Here is a 13,903-nt window from a genome sequence, read left to right on the forward strand (position 1 = left end):
ACGACACGCCGAGCGGAAAGAAAATTGGGTCCGACCTGGACTTCCGTCGAAACCAGGTTCGGAGGCGAAAGTCAACCACGGGCGACGGACAGCCGGTCCGCCGGCAGTGCCACCGGGCGGGAAATACTTCCGCTCTGTGTAACGGACTTGCCACGCGCGGGTGACGTTGGGCCTATCATCACTCGGGTCGGCTCACCCCATTTGCTGTGAGTCGACACCCCTCAGCCCGAGGAGGCCCCCGTGCCCGTGAGCGCATTGGACCAGCACCTCAAGGGGATCTGCCGCCCGTCGGCACGTCCCGGACCGGCCGCGCCCGACCGGGTCGTACCCGACCCCGCGGCGACGCCGGGGCGCCCGGCGCGGTCGCTGCCCACCTGGACCGGGGAGGCACGGTGACCACGTTCGGTTACGCGGAACGGCCGGCCGGAGTGGTCGGCCCGAGCCAGCGGAACCCGCTCAACGAGCGCGCCGATCCCGCCCCACGCCCCGACGGCCTGCTCGCCGTGCGCGGCGAGGGACGACGAACGCGCAGCCGCGCGCACCACGGCAACGAGGCGCCCGTGCGCCCGGCGCTGCCCGGCGCCAACGCGAAGCCCGCCGCCGGCCGCCTCGGCGCGCCGGCCCGCCCCGTCCCGCCGACCCAGGCCCGGCGCGGCGACGCGGCGACAAGCGCCGAGCCCTCGGCCGCCGAGACCGCCGTGTTCCCCGCGGTGGCCGCCGGCGACACCGCGGTGCTGCCGGCCGTCCCCACCGCCACGCCGGCCACCGGCTTCCCGAGCCGCCCCGACCCGTCCGACCCGGCCACCGAGGTATGGACGCTCGTGGAACGGGCGCAGGCCGGCGAGGCCGAGGCGTTCGGCCTGCTCTACGACAGGTACGTCGACACCGTCTTCCGGTTCGTCTACTTCCGGGTCGGCAACCGCCAACTCGCCGAGGACCTCACCTCCGACACGTTCCTGCGGGCGCTCAAGCGGATCGGCAGCTTCACCTGGCAGGGTCGCGACCTGGGCGCCTGGCTGGTCACCATCGCCCGCAACCTGGTCGCCGACCACTTCAAGTCCGGGCGCTACCGGCTGGAGGTGAGCACCGGTGACGTCCTCGACGCCGACCGGGAGGACCGCGGCCCGGAGGGCAGCCCGGAGGCGGCGGTGGTCGAGCACATCACCAACGTCGCCCTGCTCACCGCCGTCAAGCAGCTGAACCCGGAACAGCAGGAGTGCATCGTGCTCCGGTTCCTGCAGGGCTTCTCGGTGGCCGAGACGGCCCGTGCCATGGGCAAGAACGAGGGTGCCATCAAGGCCCTGCAATACCGGGCGGTGCGGGCCCTGGCCCGGCTGCTGCCCGACGGCTTCCAGGGCTGACAGCGGCAGATCCCCTCACCCACCGGCGCGGGCGCCGGTGGGTGACGTGTGCCCGACACGCTCCGCGTTCGCCATCACACCCGGTGATTTCGCCCCCGAACCGGCCGTAACCGGCGACCGGCGCGAACCGTTTCTCCGGGTGCGACCAGTGGTTGTCCCGGCGTCCCCCGGGCCACCCGGTCCGGCGGGTCAGGTCGGCCGTTCCGGTCGGCACTGTGCCACACGCTGCCACGGGTCGCTGGTGACGACGACGGCCGCCCGGCCGTGACCAGCGGAAGGGGGTGCCCGCGGTGGACAGTGACCTCTTCTCCGGTCGGCGAGCCGAGCGCTTCGCGCAACTCCTCGACGAGGCCAACGGCGGACGCCGACACCACGTCCGGTCCCGAGCCGACGGCGAACTCACCGCGCTCGTCGCGGTGGGCCGGCGGCTCACCGTCGAGCGGCCCACCGTCGAGGTCGACTCCGAGTTCCGCACCAGCCTGCGGGCGATGCTCGTGGCCACCGCCGAACGCGAGGGCGTCACCGCGGGCGCCGGTGCCACCGCCGGCCTGCGCGGCGCGTTGCTGCCGGCCATCACCGGTCGCCGCGCCCGTGCCCGCGGCGCGATCCTGGTCGGCGTGGCCGCCGGCGCGATCGCGCTCTCCGGCATCTCCGCCGCCAGCGAGAACGCGCTTCCCGGCGACGCCCTCTACGGCATGAAGAGGTCCACCGAACGCGCCCAGCTCGCGCTCGCCAAGTCGGACATCAGCCGCGGGCAGCTCTTCCTCGACTTCGCCCGGACCCGGCTCGACGAGGCGGCCTCGGTCCGCGACGACCGGCTCGGCTTCAGCGCCGTTCTCGACGACATGGACGCGGACACCCGACAGGGCGTACGCCTGCTGACCACGGTGGCCGCACAGCGCTCCGACCCGACCGCGCTGGACGCCGTGGACACCTTCCTCGCCGGCCAGCGCCGGATGGTCAGCGGCCTGCTCGACCGGCCCGACCACGCCGACCGGGACCGGACCCGCCGCTCGCTCGCCCTGCTCGACGCGGCCGGCCGGCGCGCCGACGCGCTGCGCGAGGCGATCGCCTGCGGGCTGCCCGCGCCGTCGGTCGCCGACACGCTCGGACCCGCGCCCACCATCTGCCCCGGCGAACGCTGAGCGCACGCGGCCACACTTCCGCTCGCGGCCACCAGACAGTCACGACGAGCCGGATACGCTCGACCCGGAAGGTTCGTGCGGTCGTCGAGGGAGGTGCCGTGACCGAATCCCGCAAGGTGACGGTCAGCACCGACGTCCACGGTCACACCGCCGGCTGGGCGGCGACTCCGGCGGCAACCGTGACCCCGGTCGCGCCGGACCCGACGGCCGCCGCGTTCTTCGACGTCGACAACACCATGATGCAGGGCGCGTCGATCTACTGGTTGGCCCGCGGGCTGGCCGCCCGGAACTACCTCACCGCCGGTGACCTGGCCCGGTTCGCCTGGCAGCAGGCCCGGTTCCGGCTGCTCGCCACCGAGCACGCCGGCACCGTGTCGCAGGCCAAGGAGGCCGCGCTCGCATTCGTGCGGGGCTGGCGGGTCGACGACGTGGAACGCCTCACCGAGGAGATCTTCGACGAGCTGATGGCGCCCCGCATCTGGGCCGGCACCCGCCGACTGGCCCAGCGTCACCTCGACGCGGGTGAGCGGGTGTGGCTGGTCAGCGCCGCCCCGGTGGAGATCGGCCGGGTGATCGCGGCCCGGCTCGGCCTGACCGGTGCGATCGGCACGGTGGCCGAGGTGGTCGACGGCGCGTACACCGGCCGGCTGGTCGGCGACCTGATGCACGGGCCGGCGAAGGCCGAGGCGGTCACCCAACTGGCCACGGTGGAAGGGCTGGACCTGGCCCGCTGCACGGCCTACAGCGACTCCGCGAACGACCTGCCGATGCTCTCCGCGGTGGGCCGCGCGGTGGCGGTCAACCCCGATCCGGCGCTGCTGCGGCGGGCCCGCGAACGGGGTTGGGACGTCCGGGACTTCCGCACCGGGCGCCGGGCCGCGCGCATCGCCGGACACTCGACCGCCGCGGCCGGGCTGCTCGCCGGCGCGGTCACCGCCGGGCTGGCGCTGCACCGCCGCCGCCAGCGCGCCTGAGCACGGGCCGGGCGCCGGCCCCGCCGATCAGGGACCGAACGGGTCCGGGCGGCGTTCGAGCAGCTTGTGCAACGTCTGCTGGATGGTCTCCCGCACCTGGTCGGCGAGGTTGAACACGACGAGCGGGTCGTCCGCCGAGTCACGCAGGTGCGCCGTGGGGATCGGCGGGCAGAACTCGATCAACCACTTGCTCGGCAGCGGCACCATGCCCAGCGGCCCCAGCCAGGGGAAGGTCGGCGTCACCGGGAAATACGGCAGCTTGAGCAGCCGGGCGAGCGGCTTGATGTCGGCGAGCATCGGATAGATCTCCTCGCCGCCGACGATCGCCACCGGCACGATCGGCGTGCCGGTGCGCAACGCGGCGGAGACGAAACCGCCGCGGCCGAACCGCTGGAGTTTGTAGCGGTCGGAGTAGAGCTTCCCGATCCCCTTGAAGCCCTCCGGGAACACGCCGACCAGCTCGCCGTTGCCGAGCAACCGTTCGGCGTCCGGGTTGCAGGCCACCGTGCCACCTGTCTTGCGGGCCAGCTCGGAGACGACGGGCATCCGGAAGACCAGGTCGGCGCCGAGCAGGCGCAGGTAGCGGCGCCCCGGGTGCTGGTCGTGCAGCGCGGTGGAGAGGATCAACGCGTCCAGCGCCACGGTGCCGGAGTGGTTGCCCACCACCAGGCCGGCGCCCTCGGCCGGCACGTGTTCCATGCCACCGACCTCGGTGCGGAACCAGTCCCGGTAGAGCAGCCGGACCAGCGGGTGGAAGACCGCGTCGGTGAGTTCGGGGTCGAAGCCGAACTCGTCCACCTCGTAGTCACCGGCGAGCCGGCGCCGCAGGAACGCGAGCCCCCGCGCGACCCGTCGGTCCCACTGGTCCCCCGGCCGGTCGGTCACGGCCGGCCCGGGCGGCGTCGCGATCCCGGCGGGTCCCGACGCCTCGCCGGCCCCCGCCCGCCCGGCCACGACCTTCTTCGCGACGGCCTTCTTCGCGACGGCCTTCTTCGCGACGGCCTTCTTCGCGACCGGTCGACCAACCGTCGGGGCGGCAGGCTCGGTGACCGGCCGGTGCCCGTTGCGCCGCGCCGGCTCCGCGCCGGGCTCGGGCACGGTCAGCGGTACGTCGCGCCGCTCCTGCGGGCTGCTCACGAGCGCTCCCGGACGGTCGAGCGAACCTGGCGGATGCTCTCCAGCACCAGGTGCTCGGCGGCGGCGAGCTGATCCCGCGTCACCACCACCCCGCCGAGGTGGGCGCGGATGAAGTCGTCGAAGGCGGCGGCGGTCGAGCGGGGAGTGAAGCCGAACTCGTGTTCCAGTCGGGTGGTGTCCACCACCCGACCGTGCACGAAGAGGTCGACCTGATCCAAACCGTAGCGGCCGAAGCCCAGGGTGCGGGCGACCGCGGCCACCCCGGCCAGGCCCGGCTCCAGCACCGGCACGGCCACCCGGCCGGCCCGGCGGATGGCCTGCGACAGCGACAGCACCCCCGGCCCGGCGACGTTGTACGTCCCCGGGTGTTCCTCGGCGACCGACCGGTGCAGCACCGACAGCGCGTCGTCGATGTGCAGGAACTGCAGGCGCGGATCGCGTCCGAAGATGGTGGGCACCACCGGCTGCGCGAAGTAGCGGGTGAGCGTGGTGTCGGCGGTGTAGCCGATGAACGGAGCGAAGCGCAGCACGGTCGCGGTGACGTCGGGCCGACGGCGGCGGAATCCGCGTACGTATCCCTCGATGTCGAGGATGTCCCGGCCGAACCCGCCGCGCGGCACCTCACGCGGCTCGGTGTCCTCGGTGAAGACGGCCGGGTCGCGGAACGACACCCCGTACGCGGCGGTCGACGAGCGGACCACCAGCCGGCGCAGCCGGGGTGCCCGCTGACAGGCGGCGAGCAACTGCATGGTGCCGATGACGTTCTGTTCCTTCATCGCCGCCCGGCCGCCGTGCTGCCCGTCGGGGGCGGTGACGAGCGCCAGGTGCGCCACGGCGTCGACGTCGAGGTCGGTCAGGAGACCGCCGAGCGAGTCGAGGTCGAGGCGGACCAACTCGACGTCGGAGAGCAGATCGGCCAACTCGGGGTTGGGCGGGGCCGGATCGACCCCGATGACCCGCTCGATGCGCGGATCGGCGGCGAGCCGGGCGGCCACGTTCGCGCCGAGGAAGCGACCGACCCCGGTGACGACGACGACCCCCGGGGCACCTGAGGTGCCGCCGAGGGTCATGTCGTGCGCCTTACGCGGCCGGCAGGATCGAGCCGGGACGTCCGCGGCCTGATCACCTGAGCCTCCGAGGGTCGACAGTTGGCAAGTGGTGCCGGTGCCGGGTCAACGCCCGGCGCCGGTCACTTGCCGAGACGGCGACGCTGGACGCGGGTCTTGCGCAGCAGCTTGCGGTGCTTCTTCTTAGCCATGCGCTTGCGGCGCTTCTTGACCACCGAGCCCATACGACAGCCTTTCGATGCAACGTGCGGGGCGGACCGGGAGACGCCACCGCCGGTGGCGCCGTGCCCGCTTGCGGACAACGGACCGGACCAGCGAGGTGGGCAGGGCACACCAGGGTGCGATCTCGGTCGGGCTCCAGGGTAGCCGCAGCGCGTCAGTCGGACCAACGCGCCCCCGTCGCTGCCCCTTTTCGTCACACTCGGCGGGCGGTCGCCGGCTGCGTCAGGCGGACTCCTGGAAGGCGCCCCGGAGGTATTCGTGCACGGCGTGCTCGGGCACCCGGAACGAGCGGCCGACCCGCACCGCGGTCAACTCACCGCTGTGCACGAGACGGTAGACCGTCATCTTGGAGACCCGCATGACCGTCGCCACCTCGGCGACGGTCAGGAACCTGACATCCGACAGCCGTGCGTCGGACTGCGACCCGGCCATGGCTCACCGACCCATTCCCGTGCCCGGCGCGTGCCACCGGGCAGGTGCTCCCGCCTCGACGAGCGACGCGCGTGTAACCAGTACGGTAGCGGGACGGCTGTGACCTGCGCGATCCCTTCCCACCTTTGACCACCGTGGGACGAGCGTTCACCAGGGCTTTTTCGCCCGGACGGGTGGCTCGTCCGAATCCACCTACTCGGCGCGCAGGGCCACCACCGGATCGAGCCGCCCGGCCCGCTGCGCCGGCACCACCCCGAAGACGATGCCCACCGCCGCCGAGACGCCGAAGGCGAGCGCCAGCGACCACCAGGTGATCGCGGCCGGGATCGGCGAGAACACGTCGACGAGCAGCGCGGTGCCCACCCCGAGCGCCATTCCGGTCAGGCCGCCGATCGAGGTGAGCAGCACCGCCTCCAGCAGGAACTGCACGCCGATGTCCCGGGGGCGGGCGCCGACCGCCTTGCGCAGGCCGATCTCCCGGGTCCGCTCGCGCACCGAGACCAACATGATGTTGGAGACGCCCACGCCGCCGACGAGCAACGAGATGCCGGCGATGGCGGCCAGCACGCCGGTGAGCACGCCCAGGATGTCGCCGAGCACGCCGAGGATCTGCTGCTGGGTGACGGCGCTGAACTCGGTGTCCGGATGCCGGCGGGACAACTCCGCGACGATCCGCTCGCCGAGCTGGTCGATCCGCTCCCGGTCGGGCGCCTTCACCGCGATGCCGTCGATCCGCTGGGTGCCCCACAGCCGCTGCGCGGCGGTGACCGGGATGTGCACCTCGTCGTCCCGGTCCACGCCGAGGCTCTGCCCGAGCGGCGCGAAGACGCCGATCACCCGGAACCGCACGCCGGCCAGCGTCACCTGCTGGCCGAGCGGGTCACGGTCGGGGAAGAGCGCCCGGGCCACCGAGGCCCCCAGCACCGCCACCCGCCGGCTGGTGTCCACGTCGGCCCCGGTCAGGTAGCGGCCCCGCTGAAGCGACCTGGTGAACACCGACGGGGTGGTCTCCAGCACGCCCTGCACGGTGGTGAAGTCGGACCGGTTGCCGGCCCGCGCGGTCGCGCCGGAGGCCACCGTGACGGCCACCCGCCCGGGATCGCCGACGACCCGGGACACGGCGTCGACGTCCCGGAGGTCCAGCGGGGACACCACCGGCGCGGTGCCCACCTCGATCCTCCCCGGTACCACCAGGAGCAGGTTCGAGCCGAGCCCCTCCACCTGCTGCTCGACCTGCTGCTTGGTGCCGGTGCCGATGGCCACCAGGATCACCACCGAGGCGACCCCGATGATCACGCCGAGCATGGTCAGCAGGCTGCGCAGCCGGTTGGCCCGCAGCGCGTCCAGCGCCACCCGCCAGGCCTCGGCCACCCTCATCCGGCGCCCCCGCCGTCCCCGGCGTCGCGCGGAAGGCGTCCGGCGTCGCGCGGAAGGCGTCCGGCGGCCCCGGCGGCGCCACCGGGGCCACCGGACGGGTGCCCCGGACCGCTTCCGGACGCGGACCGGGGCTCCGCGCTGGGAGCGCGACCAAGTGTCGCAGGTCCGCCGGCGTCGCCCGACGCCGGTCGATCATGACCGGTGTCCGACCTGATCAGCCCGTCCCGGACGGCGATCCGCCGGCGCGCGCGAGCCGCCACCTCCTGGTCGTGGGTCACCATCACCAGGGCCACCCCGGACTCGGCGTTCAGTCGCTCCAACAGCTCCAGCACCGCCTCGCCGGTGGCGCTGTCCAGGTTGCCGGTGGGCTCGTCGGCCAGCAGCACCGCCGGCTCGGTGACAAGCGCACGGGCGATCGCCACCCGTTGCTGCTCGCCGCCGGAGAGCTGGTTGGGACGGTGGTGCAGGCGGTGCCCCAACCCGACCCGCCCGAGCATCGCCGCCGCCCGTTCCCGCCGCTGCCGCGCCCCGACGCCCCGATAGACGAGCGGCAGCGCGACGTTGTCCACCGCGGACGTCCGGGCCAGCAGGTGGAACGCCTGGAAGACGAAACCGATCGTCTCGTTGCGCAGCGTCGCCAACTCGGGCGCGGTGAGCGTGGCGACGTCCCGGCCGCCGATCACCAGCTTGCCGCCGCTGGGCCGGTCCAACCCGCCGAGCAGGTGCATGAGCGTGGACTTGCCCGAACCAGACGGGCCGATCACCGCCACGTACTCGCCCTGGTCGATGGTGAGCGACACGCCGCGCAGCGCGGACACCGACACCCCGTCCAGCTCGTACGTGCGCGACACGTCGACCGCCTCGATCGCGGCGACCGTCACGGCAGTTCCTGGCCGTCGCGGACCTGGTCGGCGCCGCGCACCACCACCCGGTCGCCGGCCCGCACCCCGTCCACGATCTGCACCAGGTCCGGCCCCTGCACGCCGACGGTCACCGGGACCCGGTCCGCCCGGCCGTCGCGCAGCACCCAGACCGCGTCCCGCCCGTCCGCGGAGAAGACCGCCGAGGCCGGCACCGCCACCGCGTCGGCCGCCTCCCGCACCCGCAGCCGCACCACCGCGTTCATGCCGGGGCGGGGCACGGGTGCGGCCTCCGCCTCGCCGAGCCGGCCGGCGCCCAGGTCGAGCCGGACCCGGTAGGTGACCCCGCCCCGGGCCGAGCTGGTGGGGAGCACGTCCACCGAACGCACGGTCGCGTCGTACGTCGCGCCGGTCACCGCGTCCAGCTCGACCGAGGCGGGCACCCCGGCGCGGACCAGCAGCACGTCGGTCTCGTCCACCTCGGCTAGCAGGCCCAGCCGGCCGGTGTCCACCACGGTGAGCACAGGCGTGCCGGCGGTGACCCGGCCACCGGCCGGCACCGCGTCGTCGACGCCGGCCGGCGGGCCGCCCGAACCGGCCCCGCCCACCGCCGACGGGTCGAGGCCGGGCACCGACGCGCCACCGGGCGCGCCGAACAGCCCGGCCAGGTCGGTCGGCGCCGCCGCCCGGGTGCCACCCGGCTGCACCACACCGGCGATCGGGGCCCGCAGCGTCAGCGCATCGGCAGTCGCCTTCGCCAGGTCGTACGCCTGCTGGGCCTGAAGTCGCTGCGCGGCCGACAGCGCGCTGACGGCGCTGTTCAGGCCCGCCACGCCGCGCTGCACGGCGGTGACCGCGCGGTCGGCGGCGCGGGCGGCCGAGACGTACTGCCGCTGCGCCGACTCGACCTGGAGCAGCAACGCGGCGCGTACCCGCGGGTCGCCGACCTTGCCGGCGGCGGCGCGGGCGGCGGCGAACGCCTCGTCGGCGGCCCGGTCGGTGCCGCGCCGGTTGCCGCCCAGGTCGCCGGCGCCGACACCCCGGCCGGCCCGCTTCGCCGCGCGCAGCGCGTCCCGCGCCTGGGCCAGGCGGTCCCGCGCGGCCGGCGAGTCGACCACGGCGAGCACCTGCCCCTTGGTGACCCGCTGGCCGGGTTGGACGCGCAGGGCGGCGAGGGTGCCGTCGGCGGGAGCGGTGAGCGTCGCGGCGGCCCGCGCGGTCACCGTGGCGGGCGCGTCGATGACCTCGGTGACCGGCGCGCGACCCACCGGGGCGACGGTGACCGCCGGGTCGTCGTCGCCGCAACTGGCGGCCGTGGTGCCGGTCAGCGCGACGACGGCGAGGAGTGCAGTGACGAGACGGGGGCGGCGGGCCGCGGGCAGCCGCGGCGAGAGGGTGCGGGCCACCCCGCCCATGCTACGACCCGTCGGCGTCGCAGCGGCCCGTCGCGTCGGTGCTCAGCCGGCGACCGCCCGGGCGTACGCGACGCAGTCGTCGTGCAGCTCCGGCCACGGGTCGCCGAAGACCTCGTCGGCGGCCTCCGCCGGGGACGTGCGCTTGTGCACCACCGCCCGGAAGAAGTCCAGCACCCGCTGCTCGCCGTACCTGTCGACCAGGTGACGAACGGCCAGATAGCCGAGGCCGTACGCGCCGCCGACCCGGTCGTCGGTCGCGTCGTCGTCCGGGGCCACCGAGTCGAGCCGGCCGGACCATCCGCCGCGGATCAGCTTGCGCACCTCGGCCAGCCCCTCGTAGCGGTCGACCGGCTGCCCGTCGGCGCCGGCGTACTCCGCCAGTCCCTCCACCAGCCACCAGTCCGCGTGGTCCGCGTACCCCTGCTCGGGCAGCGAGGCGGCGTGGGTCAACTCGTGCCGGAGCAGGTCGTCGACGCCGGCCGGGGAGAGGCTCTGCGCGTTGAGCACCACGTCGTGCCGTCCACCCCCGACGCCGACCGCGTAACCGGCGGTCCACTTCGGGCGGCCACCGCCGTACCAGCGCTTCCACTCAGCCTTGCCGGCGTAGTAGACCAGGTACCGGTCCGGCGGCGGGCCCACCGCGTACCGGTCGGCGGTCCGGGCGGCGGCCTCGGCCTGCCCGAGCAGCCCGGGCAGCTTCGCCCGCTGGGCCGGCGTGGTGGCCACAAGTGCCCGCTTCCCGACCGCCACGGCCAGCTCGCTCACCTCCCATGGACGCACGCCCGCCGGGTCCGTCAAGGACCGCTCCACGGCGAGCAGCCGCGGCTGCTCACCCACCAGCCGCCACCGCATGCCCATCCCCGCCGTGCTCGGCGCGCAGCCGGGCTCCACGAAGCAGTAGCCCACCGTCACCGCGAGCCGCCACTCCCCGGGCCGCCCGTCCACCGCCACCGGCACCCCGTCCGCCGCCGGACGCCACACCGTGACCCGCAGCGCGCGCAACGCCGCGTACCGCCGGGTCAGCGCCGGCCGGGCGGCCGGCTCCGCCACCGCGAGGAAGCCGGCCCGGTCACCGCCGAGCAGTGCCCCGGCCTGCCGGTCGAGCTGCCCGACCATCCGCTCGGCGAGCTGCCGCTGCGCCGCCGTACCCCGGTCCGCCGCGCCCGCCGCCGGCCGCCCGGCCGCGTCCGGCTCCCGAAGGAGTACGCCGGGAACCGCGCCCGCGACCAGCCCGAGCACCAGCCCGAGCGCCGTCCACAACGGCCACCGCCGCCGCTTCCCCGCCGCCGGGGTCGGCGCGGGTACGGCTGCCTGCGGCACCCCGGCGGGCGAAGCTGACGTCGAAGGTGGCACGGCGAACACGACGGTGCTCGGCTCGGACGCGGTCGACGCGGTCGGTCCGGTCGACGCGGTCGACGCGGTCAGCGCGGACGCGACCGGTGTCGGCGCGGACGGTGTCGGCGCGGACGGTGTCGGCGCGGATGCGACCGGCTCCGGTGTGACAGCTCTGCTTGCGACCAGCCCGGGTCCGGCCAGCTCGGGTCCGGCCAGCTCGGGTCCGGCCAGCTCCGGCGTCGCCTCCACAGCGGAATTGCCGACCGACCGTAGGGCGGAACCACCGCCCGGCGCGGAGACGGGCTCGGCCGCCGGCACCGGGACGGAAGCGCCCCCAGTCGGGCGTGCCGTGCTGTCCGCGGCTGTGGGAGCAGAGCGGCTGGTCGGACCGGTGGTCGCCACGACATCGTCGACCGGCGAGCCCTCACCCTGGTGCCGCGCGTCGCCCGCACCCGAGCCGAGGCCGGGTTCGTCGTCGTCGGCCGCCCGGCCGGGGCGCGATCCGTGGTCGTCGGCCGCCCGGCCGGGAGGCTGCTCGCCGTCGGCTGCCCGGCCGGGAGGCTGCTCGTCGCCGTCGGTCACGGGCGAAGGGTACGACCAATCGGGCGTTCCGGGAAAGTGCCCGGCGAGTAGTCCCTGCCCCAGGCCCCGTGGGCAGATCTTGGAGGAAAATGGCCCCCAGAGGGGCCCTCCGCTTCCAAGATCTACCGACGACGGTGAGATCTTGGTACGGGGACGCCCCTCCGGGGAAGGATTCGTACCAAGATCTGCCGCCAACGCTCGCGAAGCAGCCGGCGGAAGCCGGCGGAAGCCGGCGGGAGCGGGGACGCGCGTCAGACGGGGGCGCCGGCGTGGGTCAGGAGGGCCTTGTCCACGGCCCAGAGGAGCACCAGCACCGCGCCGGGGACAGGGTGGCCGGCAACGGCGAGCAGCAGGCCGCCGGTGAGGAAGCAGGCGGCCTGGATGCCGAGCTTGGCCGGGGCGGGCAGCGGCACGGCGGCCCGGGGTGAGCAGAACACTCCCCAGGTCACGGCGAGTGCCAGCGGCGCGACCAGTCCGGCGAGCAGCCGCACCGGCCAGCCGGCGTCGAGCGTGAAGCCCCAGAACCCGGCGGCGGCCAGCAGGGCCAACTCCAGCAGGAAGATGAGCACCGTCAGCGCACCGCCGCGAGACGACGGCCCGGCGTTCAGCGGGACCGCCAGCCACGGTATGCGACGTCGAGTCCGTCGATCATCTGCTCGAAGGAGCGGTCGACGTCGCGGGGCAGCCCGAACCCGCCGGCCGCCTCCAGGGTGACGAAGCCGTGCACGGTGGACCGGAACATCCGGGTCGCGTCGACGGCCGCGTCGCCGTCGATGCCGTACCCGTGCAGGATCGCGAAGATCGCGCCGACGGCGCGTTCGGCGGCGGCCAGGTGCTCCGGGTCGGTCGGGTCGGGCGCCCGCTGGGAGGCCGGGTAGCGGCCGGGGTGCCGGTGCGCGTACCCCCGGTAGCCGGTGGCGACGGCGCGCAACGCGTCGCCGCCGGCCCGGCCCGCGGCGGCGCTTGTCAGCACGTCGGCCATCTCGGTGGCGGCCAGCACGGCGAGCTTCTGACGCAGGGCGTCCACACCGCGCACATGCTTGTAGAGGCTGGGCAGCGCGACGCCGAGCCGGCCGGCCAGCGCGGCCAGGGTCAGCCGGTCGTGTCCGACCTCGTCGGCGAGCACGGCCGCCTCCCGGACCACCGTCACCGGGGTCAGGCCGGCCCTAGGCACGCGCGGTCGCTCGCAGGAACTCGACCAGGTCGGCGGCGGTGGCGTCGGGCTGGTCGGCGTGCGGATAGTGGCCGGAGTCGGCGATCATGCGGGCTTCGGCGACGGCGAACTGCCGGCGGGCGGCCCGCGCCTCGGCGCCCGGGTCGGGGAAGTCCGGGTCCTTCGTACCCATCAGGATCAGCACCGGCTGCCGTACCTCGCGTGCCCGTGCGGTCCAGTGCGGCTCCACCGGCGCGACCACGCCGCGCACCGCGGCCATCCGGCCGCGCAGCTTGGCGACCATCTCCCTGCGGTACGCGGAGTCGTCGGCCGGCCGCCCGCACGGGAAGAGCGTGCGGTGGAACAGCCCGAACAGCCGCGGGCTGCGCAGCACGGCGGCTTGGGCGGCCCGCATCAGCGGGTTCGGTCCCGGCACCTTGACGAACGGGCTGACCTGCACGATGCCGCCTACCAGCGCCGGGTCCTCGGCGGCGGCGAAGACCACGGCCGCACCGCTGGACGAGCTGCCGACCAGGGTGGCCGGCCCGCCACCCAGCGTCCGCACCACGGCCAGCAGGTCACTGCCGACCGCCGCCGGGGCGTACGTGGGCCAGCGCGGGCTGGAGTCGCCGTGGCCGCGTACGTCCACGGCGGCGACCCGGTAGCCGGCCGCCACCAGCAGCGGCACCAGGTGCCGGAAGGCCGCCCGGTTCTCCCCCATGCCGTGCGACAGCACCACGAGCGGCCCCGTGCCGTGCACCTCGTAGGCGATCGTCCCACCGTCCCCCGACACCTGGCTAACTGTCATAGCCGAAAAGCTAATGTCATTAGCTTTTAGCGTCA

Annotated in this window: 14 protein-coding genes; 3 read left to right on the forward strand and 11 right to left on the reverse strand. The window is 74.8% G+C overall.

The window, feature by feature from the left end:
- The first annotated feature begins 392 nt into the window (after positions 1–392).
- From O7613_RS22470 to O7613_RS22480, 3 genes are all read left to right on the forward strand, one after another.
- Positions 393–1,361: an ECF subfamily RNA polymerase sigma factor, BldN family gene (locus O7613_RS22470; RefSeq protein ID WP_281586486.1), complete on the forward strand. Its 969-nt coding sequence runs from the start codon at positions 393–395 to the stop codon at positions 1,359–1,361.
- A 290-nt stretch (positions 1,362–1,651) separates the two neighbouring features.
- Positions 1,652–2,506, forward strand: a complete 855-nt coding sequence (locus tag O7613_RS22475) for a DUF5667 domain-containing protein (RefSeq protein ID WP_281586485.1) — start codon at positions 1,652–1,654, stop codon at positions 2,504–2,506.
- Between the two features lie 98 nt (positions 2,507–2,604).
- On the forward strand, positions 2,605–3,480 hold the full coding sequence (locus O7613_RS22480) for an HAD-IB family hydrolase (protein ID WP_281586484.1): 876 nt from the start codon (positions 2,605–2,607) through the stop codon (positions 3,478–3,480).
- 27 nt (positions 3,481–3,507) lie between these two features.
- Here the strand turns inward: O7613_RS22480 and O7613_RS22485 are convergent, their stop codons facing one another.
- From O7613_RS22485 to O7613_RS22535, 11 genes are all read right to left on the reverse strand, one after another.
- A complete protein-coding gene (locus O7613_RS22485; RefSeq protein ID WP_282294591.1) occupies positions 3,508–4,389 on the reverse strand; it encodes a lysophospholipid acyltransferase family protein in 882 nt (293 codons plus the stop codon).
- 224 nt (positions 4,390–4,613) lie between these two features.
- Complete coding sequence (locus tag O7613_RS22490; RefSeq protein ID WP_282289839.1) at positions 4,614–5,687, reverse strand: NAD-dependent epimerase/dehydratase family protein; 1,074 nt, start codon at positions 5,685–5,687, stop codon at positions 4,614–4,616.
- A 119-nt stretch (positions 5,688–5,806) separates the two neighbouring features.
- Positions 5,807–5,908, reverse strand: coding sequence for an AURKAIP1/COX24 domain-containing protein (locus O7613_RS22495; RefSeq protein WP_007465623.1), 102 nt, complete (start codon positions 5,906–5,908; stop codon positions 5,807–5,809).
- Positions 5,909–6,128: 220 nt separating this feature from the next.
- A complete protein-coding gene (locus tag O7613_RS22500; protein ID WP_013288759.1) occupies positions 6,129–6,338 on the reverse strand; it encodes a helix-turn-helix domain-containing protein in 210 nt (69 codons plus the stop codon).
- Between the two features lie 192 nt (positions 6,339–6,530).
- Entirely contained in the window at positions 6,531–7,715 is a 1,185-nt protein-coding gene (locus tag O7613_RS22505; RefSeq protein WP_281586482.1) for an ABC transporter permease, read from the reverse strand.
- Complete coding sequence (locus O7613_RS22510) at positions 7,712–8,596, reverse strand: ABC transporter ATP-binding protein (RefSeq protein ID WP_282289840.1); 885 nt, start codon at positions 8,594–8,596, stop codon at positions 7,712–7,714. Before O7613_RS22510 ends, O7613_RS22505 begins: the two co-directional genes overlap by 4 nt.
- Positions 8,593–9,990 carry an HlyD family efflux transporter periplasmic adaptor subunit gene (locus tag O7613_RS22515; protein ID WP_282289841.1) on the reverse strand — a complete coding sequence of 466 codons (1,398 nt, stop codon included), beginning with the start codon at positions 9,988–9,990 and terminating at the stop codon, positions 8,593–8,595. Before O7613_RS22515 ends, O7613_RS22510 begins: the two co-directional genes overlap by 4 nt.
- A 42-nt stretch (positions 9,991–10,032) precedes the next feature.
- On the reverse strand, positions 10,033–11,907 hold the full coding sequence (locus tag O7613_RS22520; RefSeq protein ID WP_282289842.1) for a hypothetical protein: 1,875 nt from the start codon (positions 11,905–11,907) through the stop codon (positions 10,033–10,035).
- 251 nt (positions 11,908–12,158) lie between these two features.
- Positions 12,159–12,476, reverse strand: a complete 318-nt coding sequence (locus O7613_RS22525; RefSeq protein ID WP_282289843.1) for a YrdB family protein — start codon at positions 12,474–12,476, stop codon at positions 12,159–12,161.
- 35 nt (positions 12,477–12,511) lie between these two features.
- On the reverse strand, positions 12,512–13,081 hold the full coding sequence (locus O7613_RS22530; RefSeq protein ID WP_282289845.1) for a TetR/AcrR family transcriptional regulator: 570 nt from the start codon (positions 13,079–13,081) through the stop codon (positions 12,512–12,514).
- Positions 13,074–13,868 (reverse strand): alpha/beta hydrolase, encoded by a 795-nt coding sequence (locus tag O7613_RS22535; protein WP_282289846.1) that lies wholly within the window; start codon positions 13,866–13,868, stop codon positions 13,074–13,076. Before O7613_RS22535 ends, O7613_RS22530 begins: the two co-directional genes overlap by 8 nt.
- Positions 13,869–13,903 lie beyond the last annotated feature (35 nt).

The sequence above is a fragment of the Micromonospora sp. WMMD975 genome (assembly GCF_029581215.1).
Taxonomy (GTDB): Bacteria; Actinomycetota; Actinomycetes; order Mycobacteriales; family Micromonosporaceae; genus Micromonospora.